This window comes from Paenibacillus sp. FSL K6-4396, assembly GCF_038002525.1.
In the GTDB taxonomy this organism is placed as follows: domain Bacteria; phylum Bacillota; class Bacilli; order Paenibacillales; family Paenibacillaceae; genus Paenibacillus; species Paenibacillus amylolyticus_B.
On the sequence record NZ_JBBOCR010000001.1, the window covers coordinates 5273290 to 5288560 of the forward strand.

At 44.0% G+C, this 15271-nt stretch carries 15 protein-coding genes; 7 read left to right on the plus strand and 8 right to left on the minus strand.

What is annotated here, in order from left to right:
- Positions 1-10: 10 nt before the first annotated feature.
- A complete protein-coding gene (locus tag MHB85_RS23145) occupies positions 11-790 on the plus strand; it encodes a hypothetical protein (RefSeq protein WP_091013550.1) in 780 nt (259 codons plus the stop codon).
- Positions 791-904: 114 nt separating this feature from the next.
- On the opposite strand, the gene MHB85_RS23150 is transcribed toward MHB85_RS23145, so the two are convergent.
- Positions 905-2656: an ABC transporter ATP-binding protein gene (locus MHB85_RS23150; RefSeq protein WP_105600034.1), complete on the minus strand. Its 1752-nt coding sequence runs from the start codon at positions 2654-2656 to the stop codon at positions 905-907.
- 143 nt (positions 2657-2799) lie between these two features.
- Here MHB85_RS23150 and MHB85_RS23155 point away from each other — a divergent pair, with 143 nt between their 5' ends.
- The 3 genes from MHB85_RS23155 (at position 2800) to MHB85_RS23165 (ending at position 7684) form a co-directional block, all read left to right on the plus strand.
- On the plus strand, positions 2800-4242 hold the full coding sequence (locus tag MHB85_RS23155; RefSeq protein ID WP_341073779.1) for an ABC transporter permease: 1443 nt from the start codon (positions 2800-2802) through the stop codon (positions 4240-4242).
- A 36-nt stretch (positions 4243-4278) separates the two neighbouring features.
- The gene (locus MHB85_RS23160; RefSeq protein ID WP_341073780.1) at positions 4279-5790 is read left to right on the plus strand and encodes an ABC transporter permease; all 1512 of its coding nucleotides are present in this window, start codon (positions 4279-4281) and stop codon (positions 5788-5790) included.
- 73 nt (positions 5791-5863) lie between these two features.
- Positions 5864-7684, plus strand: coding sequence for an ABC transporter substrate-binding protein (locus tag MHB85_RS23165; protein WP_076252809.1), 1821 nt, complete (start codon positions 5864-5866; stop codon positions 7682-7684).
- 62 nt (positions 7685-7746) lie between these two features.
- Here the strand turns inward: MHB85_RS23165 and MHB85_RS23170 are convergent, their stop codons facing one another.
- The 3 genes from MHB85_RS23170 to MHB85_RS23180 all read right to left on the minus strand — a co-directional run bounded on the left by MHB85_RS23170 (position 7747) and on the right by MHB85_RS23180 (position 10397).
- Positions 7747-8385: a sugar O-acetyltransferase gene (locus MHB85_RS23170; RefSeq protein WP_341073781.1), complete on the minus strand. Its 639-nt coding sequence runs from the start codon at positions 8383-8385 to the stop codon at positions 7747-7749.
- A 62-nt stretch (positions 8386-8447) separates the two neighbouring features.
- A complete protein-coding gene (locus MHB85_RS23175) occupies positions 8448-9434 on the minus strand; it encodes an ROK family protein (protein WP_341073783.1) in 987 nt (328 codons plus the stop codon).
- 513 nt (positions 9435-9947) lie between these two features.
- A complete protein-coding gene (locus MHB85_RS23180) occupies positions 9948-10397 on the minus strand; it encodes a hypothetical protein (protein ID WP_197997798.1) in 450 nt (149 codons plus the stop codon).
- Positions 10398-10608: 211 nt separating this feature from the next.
- Between MHB85_RS23180 and MHB85_RS23185 the strand changes: the two genes are divergently transcribed.
- Together MHB85_RS23185 and MHB85_RS23190 are read left to right on the plus strand one after the other, a co-directional pair.
- Entirely contained in the window at positions 10609-10809 is a 201-nt protein-coding gene (locus MHB85_RS23185; RefSeq protein ID WP_026080945.1) for a hypothetical protein, read from the plus strand.
- 182 nt (positions 10810-10991) lie between these two features.
- On the plus strand, positions 10992-11492 hold the full coding sequence (locus MHB85_RS23190; protein ID WP_197997797.1) for an AAA family ATPase: 501 nt from the start codon (positions 10992-10994) through the stop codon (positions 11490-11492).
- Between the two features lie 135 nt (positions 11493-11627).
- On the opposite strand, the gene MHB85_RS23195 is transcribed toward MHB85_RS23190, so the two are convergent.
- The 3 genes from MHB85_RS23195 to MHB85_RS23205 form a co-directional block, all read right to left on the minus strand.
- On the minus strand, positions 11628-11831 hold the full coding sequence (locus MHB85_RS23195; RefSeq protein ID WP_047843932.1) for a hypothetical protein: 204 nt from the start codon (positions 11829-11831) through the stop codon (positions 11628-11630).
- A gap of 73 nt (positions 11832-11904) precedes the next feature.
- On the minus strand, positions 11905-12426 hold the full coding sequence (locus MHB85_RS23200) for a hypothetical protein (RefSeq protein ID WP_143786462.1): 522 nt from the start codon (positions 12424-12426) through the stop codon (positions 11905-11907).
- 191 nt (positions 12427-12617) lie between these two features.
- Positions 12618-13355, minus strand: coding sequence for a cyclase family protein (locus MHB85_RS23205; RefSeq protein ID WP_192133451.1), 738 nt, complete (start codon positions 13353-13355; stop codon positions 12618-12620).
- 200 nt (positions 13356-13555) lie between these two features.
- Here MHB85_RS23205 and MHB85_RS23210 point away from each other — a divergent pair, with 200 nt between their 5' ends.
- Positions 13556-14191 (plus strand): type 1 glutamine amidotransferase family protein, encoded by a 636-nt coding sequence (locus MHB85_RS23210; protein ID WP_192133449.1) that lies wholly within the window; start codon positions 13556-13558, stop codon positions 14189-14191.
- Here MHB85_RS23210 and MHB85_RS23215 read toward each other — a convergent pair.
- Positions 14175-15122, minus strand: coding sequence for an NADP-dependent oxidoreductase (locus MHB85_RS23215; protein WP_341073785.1), 948 nt, complete (start codon positions 15120-15122; stop codon positions 14175-14177). The genes MHB85_RS23210 and MHB85_RS23215 overlap by 17 nt on opposite strands.
- Positions 15123-15271: the final 149 nt, after the last annotated feature.

A 15271-nucleotide genomic window follows, 5' to 3' on the forward strand; every position in this document is an offset into this window, starting at 1 on the left:
GGAGGGTAATATGACAATTCCAAAAAAAGCTTCTTTATTCGCCATGCTCATTATGATTATGCTGGTTGCAGCCGCTTGCGGTGACAAAGCAGATAACACAGCCGCAACAGAAGAGCCTACCCCGACAGAAACAACGACGGGTACTGATTCTAATACAGCCAATACAGAAGAAACAGAGAACACAGAACCAGCAAGCGAAGAGTCCAAGGAAACTGATAATTCCCAAGACGTTGAGCTGGGGACCACTGAAAAAGGTTCTTACACCAATGACTATTTCGGCGTATCTCTGAAATTCCCGGAAGCATGGGAGTTCCAGGATGCTGCAGGCATGAATGAGCTGACAAGTGCTTCATCCGAAGCGATTGCTGGTGATGATGAAACAAAGAAAAAACAAATTGAACTGTCTCAGACCAAAACATTGAATCTGCTTATGGCTTCAAAATACCCATTGGACGGAGGTCAAGTTGGCCCTTCCGCTATGGCCATTGCTGAGAAAGTGAGTTTGTTGCAAGGCATTCGTACAGGTAAAGACTACCTGGAAGCAACCAAAAAATTCATGGTGGATAGCCAGTTCCCTTACGATTATAAGGAAATGACAACGGAAACCATCGGTGGTAAAGAGATGGATCTGATGCAAATCACGATGGATCCAGGTGACGGTTCAACCATTACTCAAGATTACTATAGTACAATTATTGAAGGATATGCTTTCAACTTCATCTTCACTTACATGGATGATAAGACCAAAGCCGAGATTGATACCATCAAGAAATCGGTTCAATTCAAATAATTGCTTTTGATTACTGCCATTATATGAAGAACATATAACTTAACCCCGATAACGATCTGTGGAGATCATCGTCGGGGTTCTTTTGTCGTTGAAAAAGACTATATATTGCACTGTCTAGCTAGATATGGCTACCCAGTGCCCTTCCGTGACTTCTACCCACTTGGAATGCTCGAGATTATAACGGTCCTCTACTTCAACATTTTCTCTAGGTGTTTCTCTGCCAACATGTCTCTTTTTCTTCGCTTCTACCGCTGGATCAGGCACAGGAATCGCAGACAGCAATGCCTTGGTGTAGGCATGTTGTGGGTTGGAATATAGTTCCTCACTCTCGGCCAGCTCTACAATTTTCCCGTTATACATCACAGCCACTCGGTCACTGATATGTTTAACCATGGACAAGTCATGTGCGATGAAGAGATACGTCAATCCGAGTCGCTGCTGCAACTCTTCAAGCAATTGTACGATCTGAGCCTGTATCGACACATCCAGTGCAGACAGTGGTTCGTCACATACGATGAATTCCGGCTCCACAGCCAGAGCTCGCGCTATACCGATCCGCTGTCTTTGTCCTCCCGAGAATTCATGTGGATAACGCTGCGCATGGGTAGGATCAAGTCCCACCATCTCCAGCAATTCCTCCACACGCTTCTCCCGCTGAGATGCTGTACCTGCAAGTTGATGAATATCAAGGGCTTCTCCAATGATATCCATAATCCTCATTTTGGGATTCAGCGATGCATAAGGGTCCTGGAAAATAATCTGCATATGTCTGCGCATCGTTTTCATCTCCGAAGCTGATAAGCGATTGAGCGGGACTCCTTTAAACAGTACATCTCCACCTGTTGGCTCATGCAACCGCAGAATCGCACGCCCCGTGGTTGATTTTCCGCTGCCGGATTCCCCTACAACGCCGAGCGTCTCTCCTTGACGAATATGGAAACTGATATCATTTACGGCCTTTAAGGTATTGCCTTTCCCCAGATTAAAATGTTGTTTGAGCGACTTCACCTCAAGCAATGGCTGATCATCCTCGAGATCTCTTGGGACCAACGATACCGGTTTTGGCTTTTTCTTCTGATCCAGACGTGGTAATGCATTCAGAAGCCTGATCGTATACGGGTGTTTGGGATTAGCAAAAATCTCTGTTGTAGTCCCGGTTTCCACAATCTGTCCTTCTTTCATCACAACAACCCGATCACACATGCCTGCTACTACGCCCAAATCATGGGTGATCAGAATAATAGATGTCCCAAGTTGCTCTTGCATATCTTTCATCAAATTCAGAATCTGTGCCTGAATTGTAACGTCCAGTGCGGTTGTCGGCTCATCGGCAATGAGCAATTCAGGACGACAAGCAAGTGCAATACCGATCATGACTCGCTGGCGCATGCCTCCAGAGAATTCGTGCGGATACTGGTTGTAGCGGATTTCACTGCGAGTTATCCCCACCCGCTCCATCATCGCGGTCGCCTGCTTCTTGGCTTCCCTTTTGGACACCTTCTGGTGTTTGATCAGACTCTCGGAGATCTGTTTCCCCACTTTAATGGTCGGATTAAGGGAACTCATCGGGTCCTGAAAGATCATGCCAATATCACGTCCACGGATACTCTCCATCTCTTTCTGCGTTTTATTGGCTAGGTCGACACCTTTAAATAGAATCTCTCCCTTTTTCATCTGTGAAGGCGGCGATGCAAGCAGCCTCATAATGGAACGTGCGGTTACACTTTTTCCACTTCCCGATTCTCCTACAATACCTAGCGTCTCACCTTTTCGTACTTCAAAACTTACTTCTCGCACTGCCTGAAACTCACTCTCTCCAGAATGAAAAGAGACCGATAGATCATTCACTTTCAGTAAAGGTTCCATGCCATCACCAGCTCTCATCCGTTTTTTCACATACCCATATGTATACAATTATTACCTTGACAATTGTTTAGACCCTAAATAATATATACTATATCAATCGGAATAATGCAATTTAAACCTGAATGAAAGGAGGTGCGCTTGGTTTGAATCTTGCAGAAAGCAGCAGACTCTCGCGGTTGGTACATAATTTAAGCTTTATTTATGGCAAAATGCTGCTTCATCCTTCCTACCGATATGTTTTGTTCATTCTTGGATTACCGATCAATCTGGTCGTGTTTCTAATATGGCGTTCAAATCGAAAAAATGACGGCTGGGTAGCTGCCAGACAGGCGGCTGAGCGAGAACTGCTCGCTTCTTCCTACCGGAACAGGCTGAAGTTGGAAGTGGAAGAACAACTGCGTCGCAAACATCGTTTTTTCCAGCAGCAGGTCAGTGAGGGAGAATTCACACGTCAGACCGAGGAATGGTTGGAAGAAAGTGTTCAGAAAGAGTTGAAGGAGCGGACGTCTCGAATACTTCAGGAACAGGGAAGTCACCGTCTTACGATGGCTGATACATTCCACTCACTGATCGACAAACCATGGTTTTTCACGATATCCCTTATTCCCGGCTTTCTGATGTATGGCATCCTCTTTTTGTATGGAAATCCTTATCTAAAGTACATATTTGAAAGAATACTGATGACGGTATTTGTCATTCTGGGCGTAGCCACACTCGTATTTACGATTTTGTATCTGTCTCCGTTTAACCCGGCAGCTAACATTCTGGGAGAGACAGCAACGCAGGAACAGATTGCCGCATTCAATCAGGTGTATGGCTTGGATCAGCCTTATCTTACACAGCTCTGGAACAATATCAAGGGCGTCGCCTTCTTCGATCTTGGCAAGTCTTTTGCAGGAAATGAAGACGTAACAGCTACGATTGCAAGGAAGTTTCCCATTACCTTGACACTTGCGGTCATTTCCCTGCTGTTAGCACTTGTCATTGCATTACCCATTGGCATTATCTCAGCAATTAAGCCTAATTCGTGGTTCGACTACACCTTCATGTTCATTGCTCTGATTGGATTATCGATCCCGAATTTCTGGCAAGGACTTATTTTCATTCTGAATTTTTCAATCAAAATGCAGTGGCTTCCCGCTACCTTCAACCCGCAGAACTGGCTGTCGATCATTATGCCAACCATTGTACTGGGTACGGGACTCACAGCTGCGGTGGCCCGGATGACCCGGTCTTCTACACTGGAAGTCATTCATGAGGATTATGTGATGACTGCCCGCGCCAAGGGGTTAAGCGAACGTCAAGTCATGCTGAAACACGCAGTACGTAATGCATTGATCCCCATCGTAACGGTGGTTGGACTTCAATTCGGAGCCATGTTGGGTGGAGCAGCAGTGACGGAGAAAGTGTTTAATATCAGCGGTCTCGGCAGCTATATTGTGGATAAACAATTTATCCCCGATATTCCGAGTATCATGGGCGGAGTAATCTACACAGCAATTACGATCTCCATTATCAATGTAGCGGTTGATCTGCTGTACGCTTTTATTGATCCAAGAGTGCGCTCCAAGATGAAACAATATTAAAGTGTGTGTTGAACTACCTCTTAAAGCAGGTGTACTATGACAAACTCGTCTTTAACACAAGAAATACGTTTCCGGCTAAAGTCTTCTCGAGAGTACAGTCAGGCAAGCTTCGCCTGGATCACGTCCCTTCTCTTGACTGCATTATTGCTGTTCAACAGTTATGACTGGAGCGAGCAGGCGTTCAAACCATTTCTGCTAACGATACTTGGGATCTATGTATTCTTCACTCTGGTCCAAAGTGTCATCACCCTTCGGATTCGAAGAGACTTGATCCGTACGGGTACGATCTCTACTCTGACCCGCAGGATGGCCTGGGTTCAACTGCTTGCCATCATTTCAGGCAATATATTTATCGTAACGGCAGCCTTTCATCTGATTCGAAAAGCCAGGAATGTGGAGTATACCTTTGCAGTGTATATGCTGTTAACCCAGTTGTTCGTGATCGTTGTATCCGCGTTAAATGTTTTCAAACCCTATGTGGCTGACAACTTTCTGCCAGCCATGGCGGTGCTCATATTTATTCTGGTCATTGATCTGGTCGTACTGATTATCGTATCCCGATATAACGCGACCTCTATCATCCCTCGCTGGATGATAGGTGTCAGTGTAGTACTGATTCTGACCTCGATCACAGGCAATGTATTTGCACTATTACTCGGCATTTCCATTATTGGACGAATTCGCAGACAGGGGAAACAAAAATCAAACTTCTGGAATGATCTGTGGGAGCGACTTGCTCCAAATATGACTGCGATGTCCGGTTTGTTTTTTATCATTTTTCTGTTCTCGATATCGATCTGCAGCTTCTTTACCTTTGATTACAGCATGGCTGTGGAAAATAACTACTCCGCTCTGCTTCAATCCCCTTCCCTGACGTATCCCTTGGGAACGGACGACTTCGGACGATGTTTATTTTCCCGGATTGTATTCGGTGCACGGATCTCCTTAATCGTAGGTTGCATGTCGACCATCATTCCTGTGTTGATCGGTGGAGTCCTTGGAGCATTCTCCGGCTTCTACGGAAGGCATACGGATAACATCATCATGCGGCTGCTCGATATTCTCTATGCCATTCCGGGAATTCTGCTCGCCATTGCGATTATTGCGGCGTTTGGAGCCAATACGGTCAATCTTATTCTGGCGCTAAGTTTGGGATCAATTCCAACTTATGCCCGTACCATGAGAGCCAGTGTACTCTATGTATCTACTTTTGAATTCGTGGAAGCTGCACGTGCACTGGGGTACAACAATCGGACTATTATTTTCAAACACATTATTCCCAACTCACTTGCGCCCATGATTATCAAATCCACACTCACGATCGGTGGAGCGGTTATCGCTACCAGCAGTTTGAGTTATCTCGGACTCGGTGTAGAGCCGCATATTCCGGAATGGGGTAACATTCTGAAGCTCGGCAGTACATACCTGGAGACCCACTCTTATCTGGCGATTTATCCAGGCTTGGCTATTATTCTACTGGTTCTTTCTTTTAACTTTCTCGGTGACGGCCTGCGTGATGCGCTTGATCCCAAGCTGGAAAAGGCCTAATTGATTGGTTGAAATGAATGATATAGAAAAAAGAAATCACACATCACACATTCAAGATATGGAGGGTCATCCCATGAAAAAACGTACACTGATCTCATTGTTATTAATTCTCGTCATTGTGATTTCCGGCTGCAGTGTAAAAACGAAAACTGAATCCCAGGCGGAGACCGCACCAGCGGACACAACTGAAACTGCACAAAAACCGGCTGACATTGAACTGCTCGCCATGAGTTCTTCCGAAAATGATGTAAACATTGTCCGCGACCAGCTGACCAAAAACGGCTTCAATGTGAAACTGAACCTGCAGCCGGATTACGGCAGCTTCAAATCCCAACAGGATGCAGGGAATTATGACATTGCCTTGTCCAGCTGGACTACGGTAACGGGAAATCCCGATTATGCAGTGCGTTCCCTTTTCAAAACAGGTGGAGATTACAGTATCCTTGCAGATGGGGAACTTGATAAGCTCATCGATCAGGCAGCTACTCAAACTCCAGATGAGTACAAAGACACGTACAAACAATTGGAAGATCGCTTGGTAACGGACCAGGCGTATATCGCGCCTTTGTACATTTCCCTGAAAAGTCAGGCTGTGAACCAAGACATTCTGAATGTCGACACGGTTCGTCTCTCCAAATCCCGCGCCATGGCTTGGGAACCGATTGAGTTCAAGGACAGCTCCAAAAATGCCAAAGATCCGTTGATTCTGACGCAAAGCGCATCCGTACTGACTTCCCTTGATCCAATCAAAGGAAACGACGGTTCCATCAACCAGTTGAATACCAATATGTATGTACGTCTCGTTAACTTGACGGATGACGATCAGTTGACAGCAGATGGATCACTGTCCCATAACTTCAGTATTGCTGAAGGTAATTCGGACTACTACTTCATTCTCAGAGACGATATCAACTTTGCGAAGATTGATAACAAAAAAGCTGTAGATACAGGAGAACGTGTCGGTGCAGATGATGTGATCTTCTCCCTGGATCGTGCTAAAAATAAAGATTCCGTTCCGGATCACCGGACGTACAGTCTGCATGAACACATCAAAGAAGCTGAGGTTGTAACGGATCTGAGTGCATTACAATCCATCAAACAATCCAGCGGTAACGGCACAATCCTCGAAGCATTGGAACAAGGATTGGGTAGCAAAATTACAGAACTCGTGACGGACAAAACCAAAGCAGATAATAGCGCAGGTAAATATCAGGTCGTTAAACTGACCACAACTGAACCTTTCCCGCAAGTACTGAACTATCTGGCTCACCAATCTGCGGGTATCGTGTCCAAAAAACAGGTGGAGAGCATCAACACATATGATGTAGCTTCCTTTGACGTCAACAAAGATATTCCTTACGGTGACCAGAACACGGTGACTGAAGGCGCAGCATACAATAACACCCTTTATACTAGCGGACCTTATATTTTGTCTTATAAAAATGACTATGAAGGTGTATTCTTAAAAAATCCGGCCTACCGTAAAGGCACGGAAGATGAGCCAAAAATTGCTCAGGTTAACGTCCGATTCATCGCGGATGCAGACAGCGCACTCTCTGCTCTTCGCAGCAGTGAAATTCACTTATACTACGGTGTACCTGAAACCAAGTATGACATCATCGAAAATGACAGCAAACTGAAACTGCAAAGTCTTCCAAGTAACGCTGTCTCGTATCTTTTGTTCAATACGGCCAATCGTGAAGTTGCCAAGAGCAGTGACTTGAGAAAAGCCGTGCTGTACTCCATTAATCAGGATGAGATCTTGAGTTTCTACAAGAACAACAAACTCAAAGCATACTCCACAGTAAGCCCGCTCGTTCAGACCGGGAATGAATTGAAAGCTGATCCTGCAAAAGTAAAAGAATTCTTGAGCAACTACAACGCCTCCAAATAAGTGTACAACAACAAAAAGCTGTCACCAGATCATCTGCAGATCCTGGTGACAGCCTTTTTTTATTATTCCAGCACATGGCAATCTGCCAGAACATCGGGGTAATTTCGCATGCTGTCCGCTTCAGTAATTTTGCGAATAACTCTGCACGGTACGCCTGCTGCAAAAGAATGCGGTGGAATATCACGAGTCACTACACTACCTGCTCCGATGACACATCCATCTCCAATCGTTACGCCCCCGCACACTGTAACGTTTGCCGAGATCCATACATCGTTTCCAATCGTGACAGGTTTGGCATAACACAGCGACTTCACATCACCATTCTGGTCCATCATCTGTCTCCGCTCGCTGGCAATGAGGGGGTGGACGGGAGTAACAATGGTGACATTGGGTCCAAAACTGGTATAGTCCCCGATCGTCACTTGAGCGTCATCTTGTATCGTCAAATTGTAATTACCGAAGAAGTGATCGCCTATCCGGGTATGCACACCATAATGAAAAAAGATAGGGCCTTGCAGGAATCCACCTTTACCGATCTGCCCCAGTAACTGTTGCAATATCTGATCCCTTTCCTCAGTCTGTTCCTCAAAGGTCTGACTGTAACGCTGACTGAGATTATGGGCCCGCCTTTTGATGGTCTTTAATTCCTGATCACTTGGACTAAACAATATGCCCTTCATGATTCTCTCTTCTTCACGCATGATGAATCCTCCTCAACACAAGTTAGCTTATCAAAAAAAAGCCACAGACATGGCCTGTGAGGTTATAAAGCTTCTGATAGAATGCTTGATTTCAACGCCTGAAGAACCATTCCCCTTAACCCAGCATCAAAATCATGTTGAAACGAGTCCAAATGTACGATCTCGGGCAATGACGGCATGGGATGCTGCTCCATGTACTGTTTCCACGCCAAGTCCAGTTCTTCTCTCTCCACACGTTCCTGATAAATGACAATCTGGTGCGGGGCAACGACGGCATTAATCGTTTGCAGTATGTGACATACGTTCACTACAAAATCATCTTTGCTCATGTCACGTTTCCAATCTGGTGAATAAGGAAGATACTTAACCTCACCAAACATCCCGTTTTTCCCGCGGATCATATGTCCGTTCAACATCATGCCCATACCCGGCGGATATCGGTTCGGAAAATAAATTCCTGCTACACTCTGTTCCTTCATATCTGCATGCTGTGCACAGTATCCGCTAATCGCTGCATTCACATCATTCTCCACGAGAACGTTCAGTTGGAACTCGCTCTCGATCTCACGTATCAGATGTGAATGGATAAGCTCTTCATGACTGCTCACCGTGATGTCCCCATCCACGGCTTGCCCCGGAATACCGATGCCGATCATATCAATGGAGGGATACTCCGCAACGAAACGTGCAATAAGTTGCAGCACATGTTGTTTATCGAAAGCAGGCAAGATGCTCTCTTCCTTCAACACAACCTTATTCTCCAGATTCATGACGGTTGCCGAAATCAACTCCTGACCTTTCATCTCCTTGATGTAAAGAACCAAAGCAAGCTTAAAGTTATAATTATATCGATATGCCTGAGCAGGACGACCGCCATTAGAGGGAACCACTTTATCCTGGAACAACTCTCCGCCATCACATAATTCCTGAATCAGCGCATTAATGGTAACAACACTAAGATTGGTGAGTAAAGCTAATTGCGGTTTGGTGGCCGTCTCGATCTGCTGCATGACTTCACGCACATTATTCAAATTGATGTATTTCATCATTGTAGCGTTGGCTTTTTTCATAACCCTCTCGTTTCTACTCTGGTTCAATGGAGCCAAAGCAATGGTATGGATGTCATTCACACCATATCATAACATAATGCCTTACTCGAACACATGAGTTCCATCGTGCTGGCGATGGATCGAAATCGGCAAAGCTACTTGGTTCACTCAAACAAATCATCCATTGACTTCACAGGCTTCACTTCAATTGGTTGCTTGGACAAGACCATACTGGCATAGGTACCTGCCCAGATTATAACTGCCATAATAACGTAGACCATCCATACTTACCTCCCTGTTTCATGCGGATTATAATTTTGCGATCCTTCCCCACATGTGACTATTCCTTTAGTTAATAAATAAACTTTATAAAGTGTATTTCGTAAGTATGCAAGGATAATAGTTCTTTGTCAACTACAACAACACGTATCAACTCGATGCCCATAAAAAATAACTGCCGAAAGAATCATTCAACGATTCTTTCGGCAGCCGTTTGTTCAATATACAAGTAGTTTATTTCGAATAAATTCGCTGTAACCCGGGCAATAAGGTCACAACTTGAATACCCACTCCCCATGCAAAATAGACCAAGTGAATGATAGAGACATCCTGAATCCAGTACACCTGCACCATAATCCAGATGATGAGAGCAAACCCCGAATACAAGGAAAAAGTCCAAGCCCAATAGCGGTCAGGATAGAGATTCAGTCTCTCAGCCGGCCCCCAATGAACGTAGCGGATGAGCGAAATAGCAATCGTCGTAGGCATCACGCCAAGAACCAGCAATAGGATGATCCCCGGGAACAAAAAACTGGCAAACGGAGAATTCTCCAAAGATGCGGGCAAATTCACCATACTTCCGGATGGGTCTATGATTAAAATGACGCCTCCAACGATCGCCCCAATTCCCAACATTCCATGCATCAAAATGAGTAACCACGATCTGCCTATACGCTGCTTCATCATGAATTGCTCCTTCCGTCCTCTCGTTTCTCAACTTCATATATGGAGGATTATGCTCAAACCCTCTAGTACCATTCTCACACATGCCACGTATTGTTCCTGTGTTTCTTTTCACTATATTGAATCTCGAAAATCATTCGTAATGGAAAAACTTGATAAAAGAACGTACGTTCGGTATAATGGGGATATCCTGAATAAGCGAGAGGCAGATATGGACGACAAATTTATTAAGGAATTACGCGAGATTAGTCGGGATGACAGACGAAGATCGGAATTTATGATTCAAGGTTTGAAGGAAACACTGCAAGAACGCAAAGAAGAAGGCATACTCAAGCGCTGGATACGGCGTAAGAAAACTGAAAAAAAAATCTCTCAAAGATTTAATCAAGATCCTCACTCGGATCAAAAGTAACAACATAAAAAGGAGGCATAATACGCCTCCCTTGCTATTTACATATTTGAATCATTTAGATTAGTTAGTTGTGACTTAACCCATAAGTTTGCCAAAATTCACATTATGCTTCTAATAAATCAAACCCTGGCTTGGTTCTTGATAACTTTCTTATCTGACTTTCTTATACAGGGAGTGAAAATATGACAAATACTTCGGGCTCAATATCAAAAAAGAAGGCGATAATTCTGGTGACAGGAATGTCGGGAACAGGTAAATCAACGGTTCTGGGCGAACTTGCTCATAGAGGGCATAGCGTTATCGACACCGATTATGATGGTTGGAGCGAGAATGTGGATGGTTCTGGGTGGTTATGGCACGAGAATCGAATTGATGAGCTGCTCACTGAACATAACGAAGGTACTTTATTCATTTCGGGTTGTGTATCAAATCAGGGGAAGTTTTACCCGATGTTTGATGCAGTAGTGTTGTTAAGTGCCCCCCTCGAAGTAATCCTTGAACGTATAGCTTCCCGTAAGACGAACGATTATGGAAAAACTGTCGAACAACGTGAAGAAATTATACAAAACGTCGCTAGTGTTGAGCCTCTCTTACGTGCTGGAGCTACTGTTGAGATCGACACCAGGAAGCCACTTGATGAAGTTTTAACAGAGCTTGAGCTCATTGCCAACTCCACTAACTGATCACTTCTTCGCACTGTACAAAACCTCCCAGTTCGACCAATCTAAGTACCTTGTTAAACTAAGCAACCAATCACAATGATCGGCTGCTTTCTTTGTTTTATTGAGTTAACGTTTCCCGCTAGCTTAAGAGTAATTTCACTTTTTTAATTGAGTCATCTTTTTAAGGAGTACCGCGGTGCAGACAGATATAACACTGGCTAAGTATAAAAGAGCATATGCTATGGCAGCATAATATGTAAGTTCAGCTTCAATATCAGAGCTTGTAAGAAGAAGAATAATGGAAAAGCCAACAACAAAAACTACAGTACCTAACAGAACATTTTTAATTCCTTCTTTCACATATTCACCTCCCAGGGATTTTTGACAGTTCCCGACCTGCTATTTTAGCGTTTATAATCTTTCCTCCCTTAGACTATTCTTGATTGTGATCTAGCCCTTTCCCAAAACAAGTCTTTAGGTTGTATGATTCGAAAAATTCGGAACGAATATCCAGTGTTTTAATAGTGAGTAGATACCCATTTATCGTATTAGTAATCATTTCAATTTCAGATACATTGTATGAAGTTATATCCATTTTCGAAATGATCACTTGCTTACTAAGCACTTTTGATAAAGAAGAGGTAATTTGTTTCTTTACATCGTCATTTAAACTTTCAAACTGGAGTACAAGGCTTTCAAGATCATCCTTGCTACCTTTAATCAAACTGTGGGATTGGATAGCACTATGCTTTGGAGATGAAGACTTGATAGCATAAATCTCAATGATATCATTCATTTTAAATTTAAAGTTTTTACCTTCTTCTGTTTCAACAAATAGGTAGTCTTCCTTTAATTCTTTAGCAACACCACGGAAAAATTCATCTCGATTATTAACTTTAAATACTACAGAATGTTGTTCTTTAACTGTCATCTCAATAAATTGTCTCTTATTCATCATACTGTGCAATGTATCCCCCTCCCCTTTAAAGATAAAGTATTCTATATGAGGTATGTTATTCCCTTTTCATTAAACTAACCTGCCCGTTAGCTTAACTGAAAGACAGCCGACTATTTAGCCGGCTGTCTACTTGAGTATTCTGAGTTCTGTGCCTTATTTAACTATTTCAGCTTTTGATCTACCCCGTTTCACGGCAGAATGGCAAAGGATCGAACTGGAAAACCAGATGCTTTTTCCGCCTTCGGTACGATGTTGAAGATCACCGCACCTTTAGCCGGCACCTGATCCAGGTTTGTTAACAGCTCAACTTGATATGTATCCTGGGCGAGTACATAATATTCTGCCAGGAGTGCTCCATTCTTCTGATAATCCACGGCCGAATCCGTGTCAAAGGTTTCATGCCCAATGGCTTGTACCTTTCTTTCCTCAAATAAAAACATGAGCGCACCAACCGACCATCCGGGTGCATGACTGTTGCCCTTATCATCCTTGTTATCAAATGTTTCATGGTTAGGCCAGCGTTTGCTCCAATCGGTACGTAAGGCTACAAAGCTCCCAGCTTCAATCACGCCATGCTGTCTTTCAAATTCAAGAATATGCTCCACATCCAGTGTGAAATCCGGATTGTTCTGCACTTCAGCGGACTGGTCAATGACCACAAGTGGCAATACAAGCTCCTTCAAGCCCAACTCATCCAGATACCGGGTATCCCGAACGAAGTGGATCGGCGCATCAAGATGTGTCCCGTATTGACCTGGGAACTTGAAGCTCTGGGCAAAGAAACCTTGATCGTGATCAAACAGCGTATCGAATTGTGCTGCCTCAAAAGCTGAAAAATGTGGAGAGTCCGGTCCAAAAGTATGGGTCAGATCCACCCATTTCTTTTCTTTTAACAATTGAATGGCTTGAATGAGTTCGTTGGACATCCTAATCACCTCATGCACAAAATGGAATAAATTTCTCCTATTATATCTTATTCCACTGCAATTGGGGAGCATTCCCTATATTGGTTCTTAGGGCTATAAATTTCAAATTCGAAAACTTCACTGACCGTAGTTGTCAGTGAAGTTTATTTATAATAGGAGAGTAATCCATTCAATCATGAATAACAAAAGGAGTGTGTATGATGCAAACGAGGAACGTATATCTTTATGTATTCGATACGATGTCAGACTGGGAGGTAGGTTATTTAACTGCTGAACTTAACTCGGGAAGGTATTTCAGGAAAGAGATCGAGCCTTTGCAGGTCGTAACGGTAGGTGTAGATAAACATCCGGTAACTACAATGGGCGGATTAAACATCCTCCCCCATATTTCTATTGATGAATGTACATTGAGAGGTGATGACGTCATCATTCTTCCAGGAGGAAACACCTGGATGGACACCATCCATGATCCTCTATTGAAAAAAGTTGCTGCCTCTATAAAAGAGGGTACGGTTATTGCGGCGATTTGCGGTGCGACAGTTGCACTTGCAAAAATAGGGATGCTGGATTCCAGACAGCATACAAGCAATGATTTAGAATACCTGAAGATGATATGCCCAGATTATACTGGAGAAACATATTATGTAACGGAGCCTGCAGTAACCGATGGAAATCTAGTTACTGCATCTGGAATAGCTCCGTTAGAATTTACGATGCATGTGTTGAAGCTGTTGAATGTCTATGCACCAGAAACATTACAGGCCTGGTACAATCTGTATCAGACTCAAGAGTCAACATACTTCTACGAGTTAATGAACTCTATTGCACCTGAATAACGAGTTTACCGCGTGTATGATGGGATTCACTTTTCTCGTGTGCTTCCCTTACTCCCTGCTCAGTTAACGGGTAGGTTTCATCAATAATCGATTTGAGCTTGCCTTCCGCAGCCAGTTCAGCCAGCTGATCCAGTTGATCCCCTTTGGGCTCCATCATGAAGACGTTGGCCGTTACTCCGGCTTCCTTGGCAAGCTTCTCATCCGGTTGTTCCACCAAGGATACCAGATGCCCGCCAGACTTTAACACCTTGAAGCTATCGCGCTGAATATCACCGCCCATGGTGTCCAGCACAACATCATAACCGGAGAGAATCTCCGAGAAATCTTCTTTTTTATAGTTGATAAAATGATCTACACCCAACGAGCGAAGCAACGCTTCGTTTGATTCACTTGCCGTGGAAGCCACTTCAGCGCCGAGGGACTTGGCAATCTGTATTGCATACGTTCCCACACCACCTGCACCAGCATGAATGAGTACCTTCTGCCCTTTGCCTAAACGTCCATGATCCACAAGGGCTTGCCAAGCCGTCATCGCAGCCAGCGGGATCGCTGCCGCTTCCTCGAAGCTCAAATTCTCCGGTATACGGGCAATAATGTCTGCATCAACAGCAACATATTCTGCATAAGTTCCGAATTGACGCGGACGCGCAAATACCCGATCACCTTCTCTGAACCGCGTGACATTTGAACCTGCTTCAGCCACAATACCCGCAACATCGCCGCCCAGAATCAACGGAAAACTCTCCGCTGCTTCTTTCATATAACCTTGTCTGATTTTGAAGTCCACCGGGTTCACCGACGTGGCATGTGTTCGAATTAACACCTGATTCACTCCACATGCTGGCTTGGCTACTTCCTTTTCCTTCAATTGTTCCGCTCCACCAAATTCTTCAATCACAATTGCTTTCATTAGAAATCCCAGCCTTTCCATTGATTATCGTTATACTCTCTCTCTCCCTTCATTACCCTTTCCCGGCGATCACTTGACCTATTCATTCAAAATTCACAGCAATCTGGGATTCACAAGCCCGTTCAACAATCGTGATATAATGTCCATTATCATTACGTTAAATCTTAACC